Source organism: Candidatus Edwardsbacteria bacterium RifOxyA12_full_54_48, assembly GCA_001777915.1.
Lineage (GTDB): Bacteria > Edwardsbacteria > AC1 > AC1 > EtOH8 > UBA2226.
In genome coordinates this window covers 1-16,573 of record MFFN01000009.1, presented here as the reverse complement: position 1 = coordinate 16,573, position 16,573 = coordinate 1, and the positions used below count along the sequence as shown (strand labels likewise).

The 16,573-nt window shown below is 57.6% G+C and carries 30 protein-coding genes and 1 pseudogene; all 31 read right to left on the bottom strand.

Annotated features, from left to right (window positions below; genetic code table 11):
- Positions 1 to 260: 260 nt before the first annotated feature.
- On the bottom strand, positions 261 to 803 hold the full coding sequence (locus tag A2273_09625) for a 50S ribosomal protein L17 (GenBank protein OGF06039.1): 543 nt from the start codon (positions 801 to 803) through the stop codon (positions 261 to 263).
- A 42-nt stretch (positions 804 to 845) separates the two neighbouring features.
- The gene (locus A2273_09620) at positions 846 to 1,835 is read right to left on the bottom strand and encodes a DNA-directed RNA polymerase subunit alpha (protein OGF06038.1); all 990 of its coding nucleotides are present in this window, start codon (positions 1,833 to 1,835) and stop codon (positions 846 to 848) included.
- Positions 1,836 to 1,915: 80 nt separating this feature from the next.
- On the bottom strand, positions 1,916 to 2,545 hold the full coding sequence (locus tag A2273_09615; protein OGF06037.1) for a 30S ribosomal protein S4: 630 nt from the start codon (positions 2,543 to 2,545) through the stop codon (positions 1,916 to 1,918).
- A gap of 87 nt (positions 2,546 to 2,632) precedes the next feature.
- A complete protein-coding gene (locus A2273_09610; protein OGF06036.1) occupies positions 2,633 to 3,022 on the bottom strand; it encodes a 30S ribosomal protein S11 in 390 nt (129 codons plus the stop codon).
- Positions 3,023 to 3,066: 44 nt separating this feature from the next.
- A complete protein-coding gene (locus A2273_09605; GenBank protein ID OGF06035.1) occupies positions 3,067 to 3,450 on the bottom strand; it encodes a 30S ribosomal protein S13 in 384 nt (127 codons plus the stop codon).
- A 38-nt stretch (positions 3,451 to 3,488) separates the two neighbouring features.
- Positions 3,489 to 3,602 (bottom strand): 50S ribosomal protein L36, encoded by a 114-nt coding sequence (locus A2273_09600; protein OGF06034.1) that lies wholly within the window; start codon positions 3,600 to 3,602, stop codon positions 3,489 to 3,491.
- Between the two features lie 37 nt (positions 3,603 to 3,639).
- Positions 3,640 to 3,858, bottom strand: coding sequence for a translation initiation factor IF-1 (locus A2273_09595; GenBank protein OGF06033.1), 219 nt, complete (start codon positions 3,856 to 3,858; stop codon positions 3,640 to 3,642).
- 50 nt (positions 3,859 to 3,908) lie between these two features.
- Positions 3,909 to 4,658: a type I methionyl aminopeptidase gene (locus A2273_09590; GenBank protein OGF06032.1), complete on the bottom strand. Its 750-nt coding sequence runs from the start codon at positions 4,656 to 4,658 to the stop codon at positions 3,909 to 3,911.
- On the bottom strand, positions 4,655 to 5,308 hold the full coding sequence (locus tag A2273_09585; protein OGF06031.1) for an adenylate kinase: 654 nt from the start codon (positions 5,306 to 5,308) through the stop codon (positions 4,655 to 4,657). The genes A2273_09590 and A2273_09585 overlap by 4 nt, the downstream gene beginning before the upstream one ends.
- Before the next feature lie 3 nt (positions 5,309 to 5,311).
- On the bottom strand, positions 5,312 to 6,625 hold the full coding sequence (locus tag A2273_09580; protein OGF06030.1) for a preprotein translocase subunit SecY: 1,314 nt from the start codon (positions 6,623 to 6,625) through the stop codon (positions 5,312 to 5,314).
- A 61-nt stretch (positions 6,626 to 6,686) separates the two neighbouring features.
- Positions 6,687 to 7,133 (bottom strand): 50S ribosomal protein L15, encoded by a 447-nt coding sequence (locus A2273_09575; GenBank protein OGF06029.1) that lies wholly within the window; start codon positions 7,131 to 7,133, stop codon positions 6,687 to 6,689.
- A 1-nt stretch (position 7,134) separates the two neighbouring features.
- Entirely contained in the window at positions 7,135 to 7,338 is a 204-nt protein-coding gene (locus A2273_09570; GenBank protein ID OGF06028.1) for a 50S ribosomal protein L30, read from the bottom strand.
- Between the two features lie 69 nt (positions 7,339 to 7,407).
- Entirely contained in the window at positions 7,408 to 7,980 is a 573-nt protein-coding gene (locus A2273_09565) for a 30S ribosomal protein S5 (GenBank protein ID OGF06027.1), read from the bottom strand.
- A gap of 22 nt (positions 7,981 to 8,002) precedes the next feature.
- Positions 8,003 to 8,356 (bottom strand): 50S ribosomal protein L18, encoded by a 354-nt coding sequence (locus tag A2273_09560; protein ID OGF06026.1) that lies wholly within the window; start codon positions 8,354 to 8,356, stop codon positions 8,003 to 8,005.
- A 103-nt stretch (positions 8,357 to 8,459) separates the two neighbouring features.
- Positions 8,460 to 9,041: a 50S ribosomal protein L6 gene (locus tag A2273_09555; GenBank protein OGF06025.1), complete on the bottom strand. Its 582-nt coding sequence runs from the start codon at positions 9,039 to 9,041 to the stop codon at positions 8,460 to 8,462.
- A gap of 27 nt (positions 9,042 to 9,068) precedes the next feature.
- Positions 9,069 to 9,467, bottom strand: coding sequence for a 30S ribosomal protein S8 (locus A2273_09550; GenBank protein ID OGF06024.1), 399 nt, complete (start codon positions 9,465 to 9,467; stop codon positions 9,069 to 9,071).
- A gap of 33 nt (positions 9,468 to 9,500) precedes the next feature.
- Positions 9,501 to 9,683 (bottom strand): 30S ribosomal protein S14, encoded by a 183-nt coding sequence (gene rpsN, locus A2273_09545; protein OGF06023.1) that lies wholly within the window; start codon positions 9,681 to 9,683, stop codon positions 9,501 to 9,503.
- A gap of 63 nt (positions 9,684 to 9,746) precedes the next feature.
- Positions 9,747 to 10,289 carry a 50S ribosomal protein L5 gene (locus A2273_09540; protein OGF06022.1) on the bottom strand — a complete coding sequence of 181 codons (543 nt, stop codon included), beginning with the start codon at positions 10,287 to 10,289 and terminating at the stop codon, positions 9,747 to 9,749.
- Between the two features lie 124 nt (positions 10,290 to 10,413).
- The gene (locus A2273_09535; protein ID OGF06021.1) at positions 10,414 to 10,731 is read right to left on the bottom strand and encodes a 50S ribosomal protein L24; all 318 of its coding nucleotides are present in this window, start codon (positions 10,729 to 10,731) and stop codon (positions 10,414 to 10,416) included.
- A gap of 13 nt (positions 10,732 to 10,744) precedes the next feature.
- Positions 10,745 to 11,113 (bottom strand): 50S ribosomal protein L14, encoded by a 369-nt coding sequence (locus A2273_09530; GenBank protein ID OGF06020.1) that lies wholly within the window; start codon positions 11,111 to 11,113, stop codon positions 10,745 to 10,747.
- Between the two features lie 75 nt (positions 11,114 to 11,188).
- A complete protein-coding gene (locus A2273_09525; GenBank protein ID OGF06019.1) occupies positions 11,189 to 11,446 on the bottom strand; it encodes a 30S ribosomal protein S17 in 258 nt (85 codons plus the stop codon).
- A gap of 5 nt (positions 11,447 to 11,451) precedes the next feature.
- The gene (locus A2273_09520; protein OGF06018.1) at positions 11,452 to 11,682 is read right to left on the bottom strand and encodes a 50S ribosomal protein L29; all 231 of its coding nucleotides are present in this window, start codon (positions 11,680 to 11,682) and stop codon (positions 11,452 to 11,454) included.
- Positions 11,679 to 12,107, bottom strand: a complete 429-nt coding sequence (locus A2273_09515; GenBank protein OGF06017.1) for a 50S ribosomal protein L16 — start codon at positions 12,105 to 12,107, stop codon at positions 11,679 to 11,681. The genes A2273_09520 and A2273_09515 overlap by 4 nt, the downstream gene beginning before the upstream one ends.
- A gap of 36 nt (positions 12,108 to 12,143) precedes the next feature.
- Entirely contained in the window at positions 12,144 to 12,791 is a 648-nt protein-coding gene (locus A2273_09510) for a 30S ribosomal protein S3 (GenBank protein OGF06016.1), read from the bottom strand.
- 18 nt (positions 12,792 to 12,809) lie between these two features.
- Complete coding sequence (locus A2273_09505; GenBank protein ID OGF06015.1) at positions 12,810 to 13,157, bottom strand: 50S ribosomal protein L22; 348 nt, start codon at positions 13,155 to 13,157, stop codon at positions 12,810 to 12,812.
- Between the two features lie 119 nt (positions 13,158 to 13,276).
- Positions 13,277 to 13,525, bottom strand: a pseudogene (locus tag A2273_09500) (30S ribosomal protein S19).
- The gene (locus A2273_09495; GenBank protein ID OGF06014.1) at positions 13,525 to 14,349 is read right to left on the bottom strand and encodes a 50S ribosomal protein L2; all 825 of its coding nucleotides are present in this window, start codon (positions 14,347 to 14,349) and stop codon (positions 13,525 to 13,527) included. Before A2273_09495 ends, A2273_09500 begins: the two are co-directional and overlap by 1 nt.
- 160 nt (positions 14,350 to 14,509) lie before the next feature.
- Positions 14,510 to 14,794, bottom strand: a complete 285-nt coding sequence (locus A2273_09490) for a 50S ribosomal protein L23 (GenBank protein OGF06013.1) — start codon at positions 14,792 to 14,794, stop codon at positions 14,510 to 14,512.
- Positions 14,791 to 15,417 carry a 50S ribosomal protein L4 gene (locus A2273_09485; GenBank protein ID OGF06012.1) on the bottom strand — a complete coding sequence of 209 codons (627 nt, stop codon included), beginning with the start codon at positions 15,415 to 15,417 and terminating at the stop codon, positions 14,791 to 14,793. Before A2273_09485 ends, A2273_09490 begins: the two co-directional genes overlap by 4 nt.
- 15 nt (positions 15,418 to 15,432) lie before the next feature.
- Positions 15,433 to 16,053: a 50S ribosomal protein L3 gene (locus tag A2273_09480; GenBank protein ID OGF06011.1), complete on the bottom strand. Its 621-nt coding sequence runs from the start codon at positions 16,051 to 16,053 to the stop codon at positions 15,433 to 15,435.
- Between the two features lie 57 nt (positions 16,054 to 16,110).
- Complete coding sequence (locus A2273_09475; GenBank protein ID OGF06010.1) at positions 16,111 to 16,425, bottom strand: 30S ribosomal protein S10; 315 nt, start codon at positions 16,423 to 16,425, stop codon at positions 16,111 to 16,113.
- Positions 16,426 to 16,573: the final 148 nt, after the last annotated feature.

Here is a 16,573-nt window from a genome sequence, read left to right as displayed (position 1 = left end):
CGCAGCTCCGAAAAAGCATTCATTGCGTTATCTGCTTTCTGCCGGCTCTGGTCCAATGAATGCCGGAGCAAACGCCCTGCCCGCCGCGCAACTGGGCGGTTGTGACTTCTTTGGTTACTTTCTTGGTCACAAGAAAGTAACAACGTTGCGCCAGGGGCAGATCCAGGCTGATGTATTCCAAAGTTAATTGCTTTTCCCGTTTGATTCATAAAAAAGGCGCAAGGTGAAAATCACCCTGCGCCCGCATTGTTCAAAGGATATTATTCCGCCTTCTTGGCCTCTTTTTTGACGGCCTTCTTCTCCGGCTTTTCCTTCTTGGCCTTGGGGGCCTTTTTCTCGCCCTCTTCCTTTTTCTCGGACTTGTCCGCCGCAGCCTTGGCGGAGGCGGGCTTCTTCTTGGGTGCGGCCTTGGCCTTCTTTCCGGCCTCCTCGGGCTTCACCTTGTCCGGAGCGCCGAACAGCTCCATCTGGGCCAGCAGGGCGGCGTCGCCGTGGCGGGGCCACAGCTTGACGATGGAGATAAAGCCCGACTTCTTGTCCTTCATCCGGGGGACGATCACATCGAACAGCTTCCTCAGCACCGTCTGGTCCTTGACCACGGTGGCCACCTGGCGCCGGGCGGCCAGGGTGCCCTTCTGGGCGATGCTGATCATGTGCTCGGCGTCGCGCCGGATCACCATGGCCTTGGTGATGGTGGTCTTTATCCGCTCGTATTTGAACAGGGAGGTCACCATGTTGCTGACCAATGCGGCCCGGTGGGACCGGGTGCGGCTTAATTTGACGGTATCTTTACGGTGTCTCATTGATCTCCATTCTACTTAAGAAAAGTAGTCGAAAAATGTTGTTTACTTGGATTTCTTCTTGGTTTCCAGAAATTGGTCGACCTTCATTCCGAAGCTCAGGCTCATAGCCTTGAGGATCACCGACAGCTCGGCCAAGGATTTGCGTCCGAAATTACGGTACTTGAGCATCTCGCTCTCGGTCTTCTGCACCAGGTCGCCCAGAGTGTTGATATTATTGGCTCTCAGGCAGTTGGCCGAGCGGACCGACAGCTCCAGCTCCTCCACCGGCTTGTTGAGCATATCCCGCATCTTAAGCATGTCGTTATCCACCGCATCCTCGCGCAGTTCGTCGGGTTTGTCTCCAAAGGACTGGAACAGCCCGATGTGGTCCTGCAGCAGTTTGGCGGCGTAGGATACCGCCATGTCCGGCTTGATGGAGCCGTCGGTGTGGACCTCCAGTATCAGGCGGTCGTAGTCGGTGCGCTCGCCCACCCGGCAGTTCTCCACGTGGAAATTCACCTTGGAGACCGGGGAGAAGGCCGCATCCAGCGGGATCAGCCCGATGGTGTTGTATGACTTGCGGAACACCTCGGCCGGCACGTATCCCCGGCCGTGATCCACCGTCAGCTCCATCTTCAGGCTGCCGTCCTCGGACAGGGTGGCCAGGTGCAGATCGGGGTTCAGGATCTCCACATCGGGGTCGCCCTCGATCTGGGCGGCGGTGATCCGGCCCTTGGTCTGGGCCTTCAGGTAGACGGTCTTGGGATGCTCGGAATGCAGCCGGATCCTGAGCTGCTTCAGGTTGAGCACGATCTCGGTGACATCCTCCATGATGCCGGGGATGGTGGAGAACTCATGCAGCACCCCCTCGATCTTGACCGCCACCACTGCTGACCCGGTTATGGAGGACAGCAGAACCCGGCGCAGAGCGTTGCCCAGGGTCAGGCCGTAGCCGCGCTCCAGGGGTTCGGCGGTAAAACGTCCGAAAATGTCGGTATTGTTGGCTTCATCTATGATAATGCCTTTCGGCATCTGTAAACTTTTCCATCTCATGGTTAAGTCTGCCCCCTTGTTTAACGGTTGAAGGTTGAGCCCGCCGCTTTTTTATCAGCGGCCAGCCAGGCAGTTAAGGCCTACTTGGAATAGAGCTCGATGATCAACTGCTCGTTGATCGGCAATCCGATGGTGTCCCGGGTCGGCACGTTAAGCAGGCTGCCGCTCATGGTGGCCGGCTCGTACTTCAGCCAGGAGACCAGGGCTCGGCTTTTATTCTTATCCAGAGATTCCTTGATGATGATGTTCTCTTTGCTCTTGTCCTTGACCTTGATCACGTCCCCCGGCTTGATCAGGTAGGAGGGGATGTTCACCACCTTATCGTTCACCAGGAAATGCTTGTGGCCCACCAGCTGGCGGGCGGCCGAGCGGGAGGGGGCCATCCCCATCCGGAAGACCACGTTGTCCATCCGCCTCTCCAGCAGCGACAGCAGGTTCTCGCCGGTGACCCCCTTCATGCGGGAGGCCTTGTCAAAGTATCCCCGGAACTGGCGTTCCAGGATGCCGTAGATGCGGCGCACCTTCTGCTTTTCCCGGAGATGGATGGCATAGCCCGAAGGCTTCCGGTTGATCTCTTTGCCGCGCTCGCCCGGAGGATAGCTCCTCTTCTCAAAGGCGCATTTGGCGGAATTGCAGCGCTCGCCCTTCAAAAACAGCTTGGTGCCCTCGCGGCGGCACAGTTTGCATCTAGCGTCCGTATATCTGGCCATCTGTGTAAAAAACCTCCTTAATGATTTCCTTGAAAATTATCCCGGGGTTGATCCTCCGACACCGCAGACGAAAGCGCCTGCGGACTTTTAGACCCGCCTCCTCTTGGGGGCCCGGCAGCCGTTGTGCGGCACCGGGGTGACATCCCGGATGACGCTGATGTTGAGTCCGGCCGCCTGCAAAGAGCGGATGGCCGATTCCCGTCCGCCGCCGGGGCCCTTGACCCAGGCCTCCACCCGCTGCATGCCCAACCCCAGGGCGACCTTGGCGCAGCTCTCGGCGGCCACCTGGGCAGCAAAGGGGGTGGATTTGCGGGACCCCTTGAACCCGGCCTTGCCGGCCGAGGCCCAGGCGATCACGTTGCCGTTCTTGTCGGTAATGGTGACGATGGTATTGTTGAAGGTCGACTGGATATGGGCTATCCCGGCCGACTCTATCTTCTTCTCTTTTTTCTTTTGGCTTTTTTTATCCTCAGCCATTTTTCCCCTTTATATCGAAAATGTTAACCGCTGAAAAGTTTATCTTACTTCTTGGGCGGGGCCTTCTTCTTGACCACCCCGGCCTTCTTGGGCCCTTTCCTGGTCCGGGCGTTGGTCTTGGTGCGCTGGCCCCTCACCGGCAGTCCCCGGCGGTGCCGGAGGCCCCGGTAGCAGCCGATCTCCATCAGGCGCTTGATCGACAGAGCCACCTCGGTCCGCTTGGTGCCCTCCACCTTGTGCTCGGCCTCGATGATGGAACGTAGCCGACCCACCTCGTCCTCGGTGAGATCCTTGACCCTTTTATTGGGATCGACCTTGCCTGCCGAAAGTATCTTCTTGGCGGAAGTCGGGCCGATACCGAAAATATAGGTTAACCCTACCTCTATCCGCTTCTCGCGGGGAAGATCAACACCAGCAATTCTGGCCACCTTATTGCCTCCTTAAATATAAACGCTTAAAAATTTAACTAGCCCTGCCTCTGCTTATGGCGGGGGTTCTTGCAGATGATCCTTAAGACCCCCTTGCGGCGGATCATTTTGCAGTGTTCGCAGATCTTTTTTATCGAAGCCCTTACTTTCATTTTATCCCATTTCCTTTATTCTTAACGGACTGTTTTTTTACTTGAAACGGTATACTATCCGGCCCCGGGTCAGGTCGTAAGGAGAAAGCTCCACCGTCACCTTGTCACCGGGAAGGATCTTGATGAAATGCATCCTCATCTTCCCGGAGATATGGGCCAGTATCTTATGACCATTGGGCAGTTCCACTCTGAAGGTGGCGTTGGGAAGATTCTCCACCACCGTTCCTTCTACCTGTATCCCTTCCTGTTTGGCCATGCACTCCTTGGTTACTGATGTTATTGGGTTATCGCTACCGGCTGGTCGCTCTATCTGGTGACTATCTCCGGGTCTCCGTCGGTGACTATCACCGTGTCCTCAAAATGGGCCGACAGGCTGCCGTCCCTGGTCACCACCGTCCAGCCGTCGGACAGGAATTTCACCTCGCCCCCCCCGGTGTTGATCATCGGCTCGATGGCCAGCGACATCCCGGCCTTGAGCTCCGGGCTGTGGCCGGGCCGGAAATAATTGGGGATCTCCGGCTCCTGGTGGAGGCTGGCCCCCACCCCGTGGCCGCACAGCTCCCGCACCACCGAAAATCCGGCGTTCTCTGCCGTCCGCTGGACGGCCTTGGAGATGTCGGTGACCTTGTGGCCGGCCCGGGCCTGCTCGATCCCCAGCTCCAGCGACTGCCGGGTCACCGCCATCAGCTTCAAGGCCTCCGGCGAGGGGCTGTCGCCCACCAGGTAGCTCCGGGCGGCGTCGGCGATAAAGCCCGCTTTGCGGACCCCCACGTCTATCCCCACCAGGTCGCCTGATTTCAGTTTCCGATCGGCCCGGGGTATGCCGTGGACCACCTCGTGATTTATGGAGATGCACAGGTTGGCAGGATAGTTGCGGTAGCCCTTGAAGGCGCATTCGCCGCCCCGCTGCCTGATGAAATCGCAGGCCAGGTCATCCAGCTCCAGGGTTGATATGCCCGGGGCAACGGATTTTTTAAAAACATCCCACAGACCGGCGATTATCTTGCCGGCCTCCCTGATCCGGGAGATATCGGAGCTGCTGTTGATGATTATCATTTCCGCCCGGACCACAGGGTTTCTTTTAAAGAACTGTATACTTGATCGGGGGTTTTAGCGCCGTCTATCTTTTTGAGGATGCCGCGCGAGAGGTAATAATCCTTCAGCGGGGAGGTCTGCTGTTGGTAAACCTCCAGCCTTTTTTTTGCGGTGGCCGGCTGGTCGTCCACCCTTTGGTCCAGGGCCGATCCGCATTTATCGCATCTGTCCGGGATTTTGGGGGCCTGGAACAGAAGGTTGTAGATCGCCCCGCATCCGGGGCAGGTCCGGCGGGAGGTCAGTCTTTTCACCAGCTCCCGGTCGTCCACCTCCAGCCAGAGAACAACATCGATGCTCATCCCCCGGAGCTTTAGGATCTCATCCAGCTTTTCGGCCTGTTCCACCGTCCGGGGGAAGCCATCCAGTAAAAATCCTTTTTGGGCGTCATCCTTTTCCAGCCGCTGGGCCACCACCTCGATCATCACCTGGTCCGGCACCAAAGCCCCGCGGTCCATGAAGGATCTGGCCTTTAACCCCACCTCCGTCCCGTTCCTGGCGGCCTCCCTGAGCATGTCGCCGGTGGAGATATGCGGTATCCTGCGATCCCGGCTGATGAAAGCCGCCTGGGTTCCCTTGCCGGAGCCCGGGGCCCCGAACAGGACTATTCTCATGGGCTACATCCTTCCGGACCGGCCGGAGATCTTGCCCTTCTTTATAAAGCCTTCATAATGTCTCATCAGCAGGTGGGATTCGATCTGCTGCAGGGTGTCCAGGGCCACCCCCACGATGATCAGCAATGTGGTGCCGCCGAAGTAGAACGGGATGTGGGCGGACCTCATCAGAATGGTGGGCAGCACTGCGATCAGGGCGTAGAATATGGCTCCCGGCAGGGTGATCCGGGTAAGGATCCGCTCGATATATTCGGCGGTCTTGGAGCCCGGCCTGATGCCGGGGATGAACCCGCCGTACTTTTTCATGTTGTCGGCCATGTCGCCCGGGTTGATGACGATGGCGGTGTAGAAATAGGCAAAGAAGATGATCATCAGCCCGTAGATCAGGTTGTAGAGAAAGGCCCCCGGCGAGAACATGGCGGTCAGGTTCTGGGCCCACTCCCCCTTGATGAAGGTCCCCAGGGTCATGGGGAAGGACAGCACGCTCTGGGCGAAGATGATGGGGATCACCCCGGCGGTGTTGAAGCCCAGCGGGATGTAGGTGCTCTGCCCGCCGTAAACCTTCCGGCCCACCACCCGCTTGGCATATTGCACTGGGATCTTCCGGGCCCCCTGGGTCATCAGCACCACCGAGGCCGTGACCAGGATCATCAGGATCCCGATCAGGACCAGGGGGATGATGCCGATGGCCCCGCCCTTTAGTGAGGTGTAGGTGTTCAGCAGGTCGCTGGGGATGGCATCCAAACAGCCGATGAAAATGATCATGGATATGCCGTTGCCGATGCCCCGCTCGGTGATCTGCTCCCCCAGCCACATCACGAAGATGGTGCCGGCGGTCATGGTGATGGCGGTTATCAGTTTGAAGCCTAAGCCGGGGTTGGGGACCACCGGGATCCCGTTGGGGGCCAGGCTCTCCAGGAACAGCGAGATGCCGTAGGACTGGACCAGGGCCAGGCCCACCGTGGCGTAGCGGGTGTACTGGTTGATCTTCTTGCGGCCCTGCTCGCCCTCCCTCTGCAGTTTCTCCAGGAAGGGGATCACCGCGCCCATCAGCTGCATGATGATGGAGGAGGTAATGTAGGGCATGATCCCCAAGGCGAAGATGGTGGCCCGGCTCAGGTTTCCGCCCACGAACAGGTCATACATCCCGAACAGGGTGCCCCGCTGGGCCCGGAAGAATTCGGCCAGGACCTGGGTGTCGATGCCGGCGGTGGGCAGGTGCCCGCCGATCCGGTAGACCACCAGCAGGGCCATGGTGAAAAGGATCCTTCTCCTGAGCTCCGGGATATTGAATATATTTTTTATCTTTTCAAACATCACCCAAATCCATTACTGTAAATTAGCAATTAAATTCTTGGGCCAAGCATGGTGCTGCGATCTAGGCTACCTCGGCCTTGCCCCCGGCGGCTTTTATAGATTTCCGGGCCCCTTCGGAGAAGGCGCTGGCCTTGACGGTCAGGGCGTTCTTGAGTTCGCCTTTGCCCAGGATCTTGACCGGCTTCTGGGTGCTTTTGATCAGCCCTTTCTTGGCCAGGTAGGCCGGATCGATCTCCTTGGCCCCGGAGATCTTGGCCAAGGAGGAGATGTCCACCAGCTGATAGATCCTTCTCTTCAGCGGGGTGAAGCCCCGCTTGGGAAGCCGGCGCTGCAGCGGCATCTGGCCGCCCTCGAACCAGGCCGGGACCTTGGCCCCCGAGCCGGCCCGTGATTTCTGCCCCTTGTGCCCCCGGGTGGAGGTGCCGCCGTGTCCGGAGCCGGTCCCGCAGCCTCGCCGCTTGCTGTTCTTGACCGAGCCCTTGGCCGGCCTGATATCGTTAAGATTCATGTTACTTGGCTCCTTCGGTGATCTCTTCCACTTTCAGCAGGTGCTCGATCTTTTTGACCATCCCCCTGATCTGGGGGGTATCGTTCTGCTCCACCGTATGGTAGAGTTTTCTGATGCCCAGCGATCGGACGATCTTCTTCTGCTTCTCGGTGCGGTCGATGGTGGAATGGACCTGGGTTATTCTTAGCTTCTTTGTTTTTGACACGGAAAATTCCTCACTGACAAATCATTTATAACATGGCAGGGGCTGCCTGCAAATAGATCGGTTGGCTTCCTACTGGGCCGGCGCTTCCGGCTTGGCTTCGGCCGGAACGGCTTCGGCCGGCTTGATTTCAACCGGTTTGGCGGCGGGCTTGGCCTCCTTATCCTTGAACCTCTCGGCCATGATATCCTGGGGCAGGCGCAGCTGCTTCAGGCCGTTCAGGGTGGCCTTGACCAGGTTATGGGGATTGTTGGAGCCCAGGCTCTTGGTCAGAATGTCGGTGACCCCGCAGGCCTCCAGCACCGAGCGGACCACATTGCCGGCTATCACTCCGGTGCCCGGCCCGGCGGGGCGCAGGACCACCTGGCTGGCGCCGTATTTTCCCAGGACCTGATAGGGGATCTTGCCGTCGGCGATGGAGTAGTGGGAGATGCTCTTCTTGGCATCCTCGGTGGCCTTGCGGATGGCCTCCGACACTTCGCGGGCCTTTCCCTTGCCGATGCCCACATGTCCGTTGCCGTCGCCCACCGTCACCAGGGCCGTAAAGCCAAAGCGCTTGCCGCCTTTGACCACCTTGGCCACCCGGTTGATGTGCACCACCTGCTCTTTGATATCGCCCAGGGAATTTAAGTTTACCTTTGCCAAAATCTTATCTCCTAAAATAGCTTTAGAATTTTAAACCTGCTTCTCTGGCTGCTTCGGCCAAGGCCTTGACCCGGCCGTGGTAGATGTATCCCCCTCGGTCGAAGATCACCTGGGTGATCCCCTTGTCCATGGCCAGTTTGGCGATCCTTTGGCCCACCAACTTGCTCTCGGCTATCTTGCCGCTGTCGGTATGCTCCAGCCGCCCGGTGGAGGCCAGGGTCTTGTGGTTGAAATCGTCGATGATCTGGGCATAGATGTGTTTGGAACTGCGGAACACACACAGCCGGGGACGCTCCCCGGTCCCCCTGACCTTGCGGCGAATTCTGATGTGACGCCTGATCCTGGCATCTCTGATCTGTTTTGCTTTATCTGACATCTTTGTATATCCGGTTAATTAGGAATTTTCGGTTTGAAGGCTGATCCGTTATGGCTTACTTCTGCCAAAGCCCGGTGAATATATTTTGGGGCGCCCTGATCCGTTACCCGCCGGCCCCCGCAGCGGCCTTGCCGGCCTTGCGGCGGACGACCTCATCCTGGTAGCGGATCCCCTTGCCCTGGTAGGGCTCCGGCTTGCGGAACTGCCTGATGGCGGCCGCCACCTCCCCCACCGTCTGGCGATTGATGCCCTTGACCACGATGCTGGTCTGATAGGTCTTGTCCTTGACCTTCAGCAGCGGCTGGTCCTGGATCTCAAAATCTATGCCGTCCGGCTTGGGCAGGAAGACGGTGTGGGAATATCCCAGCGACAGGGTCAGGCCCTTGGGCTCTATCACCGCCTTGTAGCCGATCCCGTATACCTGCAGCACTTTCTGGAAACCCTGGCTCACCCCGGTGACCGCGTTGGCCAGCAGGGCCCGGGTCAATCCGTGCAAAGCCCGGTCGAACTTATCGTCGCTGCTCCGGGACACCGTCAATTTGTCGCCCTCCAGCGCCACCTTGATGTTGGGGTGGAAGGGCTGTTCTATGGATCCCTTGGGGCCGGTCACTTTGACCGAGCCGGCTTTTATTTCGGCCTTCACCCCCTGGGGCAAGTTTATTGGTTTTTTTCCAACCCGAGACACTTCATTTCTCCTTAAAAAAACTATCAATTACCAGATGTAACAGACTACTTCACCGCCCACCCCGCTCTTGCGGGCATCCTTGTCCTTCATCAGGCCCTGGGAGGTAGAGATAATGGCCAGGCCGGTTCCGCTTTTCACCTTGGGCACTTTGTCCCCGGGGGCGTAGACCCTCAGGCCGGGGGTGCTGACCCTTTTCAGCCCCTTGATGAAATGGCTGCCCTTATCATCGTATCTAATGTAGACCCGGATGATATTCTGCCGGTTGTCGGTGATATATTTGAAGTTGGAGATCAGGCGCTCCTTCATCAGGATCTTGGTGATCCCCAGCTTCATCTTGGATGACGGGATGTCCACCTTCTTTAGTTTGGCTTTGCCCGCATTTCGGATCCTGGTCAGCATATCGGCAATGGGATCGGTCATCGACATATCGTTATTCTCCTAAAATTCTTTAGAATCGAATTACCAGCTGGCTTTGGTCAGGCCCGGGACCTCGCCCCGCAGTATCAGTTCCCTCAGGCAGATGCGGCATAAGCCGAAATCCCGGTAATATGCACGGGAGCGGCCGCAGCGGTTGCAGCGATTATGCTGTCTCACCTGATATTTTGGCCTGGCAGCCTTTTCGATCATAGCCTTTCTGGCCATAGGTTGTTATTCCTTCCTGGTTATATGTTCTGTTTTATTAAAACCGTCTGATGCTGGCGGCGGCTACTTCTGCTGGAACGGCATGCCCATCAGGCGCAGCAGTTCCTTGGCCTCCTCGTCGGTCTTGGCGGTGGTGACGATGGTGATGTCCATGCCGAAAACTTTGACGATCTTGTCGTAGTTGATCTCGGGAAAGATGATCTGCTCCTTGACCCCCAGGGTGTAGTTGCCCCGGCCGTCAAACGACCTGGTGGGCACGCCCCGGAAGTCGCGGATACGGGGAATGGCCACGTTGAGCAGCCGGTCGATAAATTCGTACATGATATTGCCCCGCAGGGTCACCATGGCGCCGATGGGCACCCCGGCCCGCAGCTTGAAGGTGGCGATGGATTTCTTGGCTTTGCGGATGGAGGGCTTCTGGCCGGTGATGGTGCCCAGATCCTTGGCGGCGGCCTCCACCAGCTTGGGATCCTGGGTGCCCTCGCCCAAGCCCATGTTGACCACCACCTTCTCCAGGCGGGGGGCCTGCATCACGCTCTTGTATCCGAATTTTTTGACCAGGGCCGGCTTGACTTCCTTGGTGTATTTCTCTCTTAATCTTGCCATTTTGTTCCTAATTTTTTAGTATGAACTTACTGCGGTAACTTTTGACCTATTCTTTTCCCCACAAAAAACGCGAAATATATAAGAGTAAACCATATTAGTGTGTTTGGCGGGAAAGCCCAACGGCCTATTCTTTGTCCAGCATCTCGCCGCAGGACTTGCAGACCCGGGCCCGCTTGCCATCGGCCAGGGTCCGGATGCCCACCCTGACCCCCTTGTCGCACTTGGTGCAGACCACCATCAGGTTGGTGAGGTTTATGGCCGCCTCCTTCTCCAAGATCCCGCTCTTCTCGCCCTGTTTGCGGGGCTTGGTATGGCGCTTGATGAAATTAACCCCCTCCACGATGGCCCGTCCCTTATCCGGCAAAATCTTCAGGACCTTTCCCTTCTTGCCCTTGTCATTGCCGGCTATTACTATGACGCTGTCGCTTTTTTTGATCTTCATTTTACATCCGCTCCTATATCACTTCCGGGGCCAAAGAGATGATCTTCATGAACTGACGGTCCCTCAGCTCCCGGCCCACCGGGCCGAAAATACGGGTGCCCTTGGGCTCGTTCTTGTCATCGATGATCACCGCAGCGTTATCGTCGAACCGGATGTAGGAACCATCCTTGCGGCGGATCTCCTTCCTGGTCCGGACGATCACCGCCCTGGCCACCTCGCCTTTTTTGATGGCCCCGCCGGGCAACACGTCCTTGACGGCCACCTTGATGATATCGCCCACCGAACCGTAGCGGCGGAAATGGCCGCCCATCACCTGAATGCACATGGCCTTCTTGGCGCCCGAGTTGTCGGCGATATTTACCCTGGTATATTGTTGAATCATATTTTTCCTGCCTTGCTGCCCCGTTTTTTCAGGGATTGTTTATCTTATATTTGGTTTAAATATAACGATTGATTACTACTTGGCCTTCTCCACCACTTCCACCAGGCGCCAGCGCTTGGTCTTGGAAATGGGCTTGGTCTCTATGATCCTGACGGTATCGCCCAGCTTGGCCGATTGCTCCTCGGAATGGGCGTAATATTTGGTGGTCCTTTTGACCACCCTGCTGTACAGAGGATGCTTGACCCTTCGCTCCACAGCCACGACGATGGTCTTGTTCATCTTGTCTCCCACCACCTTGCCGATCCTGGTCTTTCTTAAATTTCTCTCTGCCATCTGTTCTACTCCTTCGATCCGGCGCCGGCGGCCAGTTTGCGGATGCTCTTGAGGTCCTCATTGAGAACCGTCTTCATCCGGGCCACCGAACGGCGGGTGTGCCTAAGTTGCAGGGGATTGGGGATCTGCTGGGTGTTGCGGCGCAGTTTCAGGTTGAAGTTGGCCTCGGTCTCCTCCTTCAGCTTCTGCTCCACTTCGGCCCGGGTCATCTCCCGAAGCTCTTTGGTCTTTTTCATTTCGTCACCTCGATATGGCGATGGCGCGGAACCATCCTGGTTTTAATGGGCAATTTGTGGGAAGCCAGCAGCATGGCCTTCTTGGCGGTGGCCTCTGGGATCCCGCCGATCTCGAACATCACCCGGCCCGGCTTGACCACGGCCACCCAGTGATCGGGGGCCCCTTTGCCCTTGCCCATCCTGGTCTCGGCCGGCTTGGAGGTCACCGGTTTATCGGGAAAGATCCTGATCCAGACCCGGCCGCCTCTCTTGATGAATCTGGTCATGGCCACCCGGGCCGCCTCTATCTGCCGGTCGGTGATCCAGGCGGCGTCCAGCGATTGGAGCCCGAATTCACCGAAAGCTACGTAATGTCCCCTGGTGGCCAGGCCGCACCTGCGTCCCCTTCTTTGTTTGCGGTGTTTTACCCGCTTTGGCATCAACATAGTGTTTTACAACTCCAGAAAGTCGGTTAATTATTCCTATTTGGCTACCGCCTGCTTGCCCAGCACCTCGCCCTTGAATATCCAGACCTTGATCCCGATGCAGCCGAAGGTGGTGTGCGAGGTGGAGGTGGCGTAATCGATATCGGCCCGGAGGGTATGCATGGGCACCCGGCCCTCGCGGTAGCTTTCGGTTCGGGCGATCTCGGCCCCTCCCAGGCGCCCGCCGCAGGCGATCTTGATCCCGTAGGCCCCCATTCGGAGCGTGCTCTGAACGGCCTTCTTCATGGCCCGGCGGAAGGAGATCCGCTGTTCCAGCTGGCGGGCGATATTGTCGGCCACCAGGCGGGCATCCATCTCGGGCACCTTTATCTCGGAGATATTCAGGTGGACCTCCTTCTGGGCGGTCAGGTGCTGGATCTCGGCCTTAAGCTTCTCGATCTCGCCGCCCTTGCGGCCGATGACGATGCCCGGCCTGGAAGTGTGGATGGTCACCGTCACCCGCTTGGATGTCCTTTCGATCTCTATCTTGGAAATGCTGGCATTCATCAGCTTCTGCCGCAGGTAGCGCCGGATCCTCTCGTCCTCCTCCAGCAGGCTGGCAAAATCATTCTTGGCGAACCACCTGGAGTCCCAGGTCTTGATGATCCCCAGCCTTAACCCTATGGGATGTGTCTTCTGACCCAAACCTTTACCTCCGTTAATTTATTTAGCCTGGTCGGAAACCCGAACCAAGAGATTACTGGTGCGCTTCAGCCGGCGGTCGGCCCGGCCCCGGGCCCGGGGGCGGAACCGCTTCATGATGATGCCCTCGTCCACCCTGATCTCGGATATCCTCAGGGTATCGGGATCGGCCTTGGCGTTGCCGGCGGTCTCCACCGCCGAGGCCACCGCCGATTTGACAGCCTTGGCCAGGTGGGGGCTGCCCGATTTGGGAACGAATTTGAGTATCGACAGGGCTTCGTTGCATTTCTTGCCCCTGATCAGGTCGGCCACCGCCCTCATCTTCCGGGGGGTGACCCGGATATGCCTTTTTCTGGATAATGCTTCCATCTTCTATCTGTCGCTCCTTATGCCTTGGTGGCCGCCGGGGCCGCCGCTGCAGCTGCCGGTATGGCGGCGGTAGTGGTCTCGGTCCTTTTCTTTTTGTCCACTTCCTTGCCGACCGCCCCGTGCTTGCGGAAGGTCCGGGTGGGCGCGAATTCGCCCAGCTTGTGCCCCACCATATTTTCGGTGATATATACCGGGATGAATTTATTGCCGTTGTGGACCGCGATGGTATAGCTGACGAATTCGGGTGGCACCATGGAGCGCCGGGCCCAGGTCTTGATGACCTTCTTTTCCCCGGAGGCCACCAGGGCCTCGATCTTGGCCAGCAGTTTGGGATCGATATAGGGTCCTTTTTTAAGGGAGCGGGACATTATTTTCTCCTCTTAAGGATGAATTTACTGGTTGTCTTCTTCTTCTTTCTGGTCTTTTTGCCCTTGGACAGCAGGCCCTTGGAACTGCAGGGATGCCTGCCGCCGGAGGATTTTCCCTCGCCACCGCCCATCGGGTGATCATGCGGGTTCTTGGCCACGCCCCGGCTGTGGGGTTTGACGCCCAGCCAGCGGTTGCGCCCGGCCTTGCCGATGGAAATATTCTCGTTTTCCAGGTTGCCCACCTGTCCCAGGGTGGCCATGCACTCCAGCCGGACCAGGCGGACCTCGCCCGACGGCAGACGAAGGTGGGCGTTCTCCCCTTCCTTGGCCATCAGCTGGGCCGAGCCGCCGGCGGTCCGGACCATCTGCCCGCCCTTGCCCTTTTTAAGTTCGATGTTATGGATGGCGCTGCCCAGGGGGATCTCGGACAGGGGCATGCAATTGCCGACTTTGATATCGATGCCTGAGCCGGACAGGATCTTGTCGCCCACCGTCAGTCCCAGGGGAGCGATGATATAGCGCCATTCGCCGTCGGCATATTTCAGCAGCGCTATGCGGCAGGAACGGTTGGGGTCGTATTCAATGGCGGCCACGGTGGCCGGGATGGCGAATTTATTGCGCTTGAAATCTATCAGCCGGTAGGCCCTTTTATGGCCGCCGCCCCGGTGATCGGCCGTCACCCGCCCGTGGCTGTTGCGTCCGCCCGATTTGTTCAGCGATGACAATAAAGACTTTTTTGGTTTTGATGATGTGATCTCGTCAAAACTGTACCCGGTGCGATGACGCATTCCCGGGGTGGTCGGTTTATATGATTTGATAGCCATCTAACGAAGTTCTCCTAAATTTTATATCCCGGAATATTTTTATTTTCCCTAAGCTTCCCACTAAATTCACAAAAGATCCCAAACGGTAAACTAAAATTTTAAAGTTTCAAAACTATTGCTGTGTTGTTTCGGGTCATTTAGTGTGTTTGGTGGGGAAAGTTTAAATGCCTTCGATCATCTCGATCTTCTGGTCCTTGGCCAGGGTGACAATGGCCTTCTTCCAGTCCGGCCTCTTCCCCTGGTTGCGCCCCAGGCGCTTGGTCTTGCCCATCACGTTCATGGTGGTCACTTCCTTGACCTTGACCTTGAACAGCGTTTCCACCGCCTGCTTTATCTGGTGCTTATTGGCATCCCGGGACACTTCGAAACCGTAACGGTTGAATTCCTCGCGGAGGTTGGTGATCTTCTCGGTGATCAGCGGTCTTATGATGATTCTGTAGTTCATTTGGCGAATGCCTCCTTTACGGCTTCCAGGCCCTTCCTGGTAAGGATCACCTTGTCGGCCTTGATGATATCGTAGGGATTGACCTCCCTGACCGGCTTTAAGGTCAGGCCCGGTATGTTGCGTCCTGATTTGCGGACCTCCGGGGAATGGGTCTCGTCCAGCAGCAGAACTTTCTGCCCGCCCATCTCCATGGTCTTGAACAGCTCCACCATCTCCTTGGTCTTGCCGGTGGTCTTAAGCGATTCTATCACCCCCAGCTTGCCGGACTTGAAGCCGTCGGACCAGGCCGAGCGGAGGGCAGCCTTGCGGGATTTTTTGGGAAGCTCCCAGTAATGATCCCGGGGCTCCGGGCCGTGGGCCGCATAGCCTCCCACCATGATGGAGGATCTGGTGCTGCCCTGGCGGGCCCGGCCGGTGCCCTTCTGTTTGAAAGGCTTCTTCCCGCCGCCCCGGACATCGGCCGCATTCTGGGAGCAGGCCGTGCCCTGTCTCTGGTTGTCCAGGTATTCCCTGACCGCCAGATACAGCAGATGCTGATTGGGGCGGGTGCCGAAGACATCCTCCGGAACCTCCAGACTGCCGGATTTCTTCCCCTTATCATCGAACAGATTTACAGATAACATTGATGAATGCTTTCCTTATATCTTATGGATTGACAAGATTCCGTCCGGAGCTCCGGGTACCGCTCCCTTGACCAGAATAATGTTCTTGGACTGATCTACTTTGACCACCTTCAGGTTCCTGACCGAGAATTTAACATCCCCCATGTGCCCGGCCATCTTGGTGCCGGGATACACCCGGCCCGGGGACGAGCCCGAGCCGACGGCTCCGGCATGACGGTTGCGGTCGGTCTGCCCGTGGCTGGCCGGTCCGCCGTGGAATTTATGGCGCTTCATAACGCCGGCGGTGCCTTTCCCCTTGGTGGTACCGGCAACCTTGATCCTGTCGCCGGCGGCAAAAATATCAGCGGTTATCACCTGGCCCAGCTGATAGCCCGCCGTATCGTCAACCCGGAACTCCTGCATCACCTGGACCGGCTGGGCCTTGGATTTGGCCAGATGGCCGGTGATTGGTTTGTTCACCTTGCCGGGCTTCTTGGATCCGAATCCCAGCTGAACGGCGCTGTAGCCGTCCTTGTCCTTGGTTTTGATCTGGGTAACCACGCAGGGCCCGACCTCCAGCACCGTCACCGGAACCATGACGTTGCTCTCGCCGAATACCTGGGTCATCCCGATCTTTCTGCCGATCATTGCGTTCATGATATAGCCTTATTATCGATTCTGAATTCTTGATTCTGTGGGGCAGGCCGGTAAAACTTACAGGCCGCTCTTGATCTCGATATCCACCCCGGCCGGAAGCTCCAGCTTGGTCAGGGCAGTGATGGTCTGGGGGGTGGAGTTGAGAATATCTATCAGCCTTTTGTGGATCCTCCGTTCGAACTGCTCCCGCGATTTCTTGTCGACATGGGTGGAACGGTTGACGGTATAGATCGTCTTCTTGGTCGGCAGGGGAATGGGGCCGGAGATCCTGGCTCCGGTCCGTTTGGCGGTGTTGACGATCTCGGCCACCGACTGGTCCAGCACCGCGTGATCATAGGCCTTAAGTTTTATTCTGATGCTTTGAACTGACACCTTTATATTCCTTTTATCTGATTTCCAAATATTTCCCTCTCCGTTGCCGGGAGGGCAGTCCTATTCCATTATCTCGGTGACGGTTCCGGCGCCCACGGTGCGGCCGCCCTCGCGGATGGCGAACTTCAGGCCCTTCTCCATGGCGATG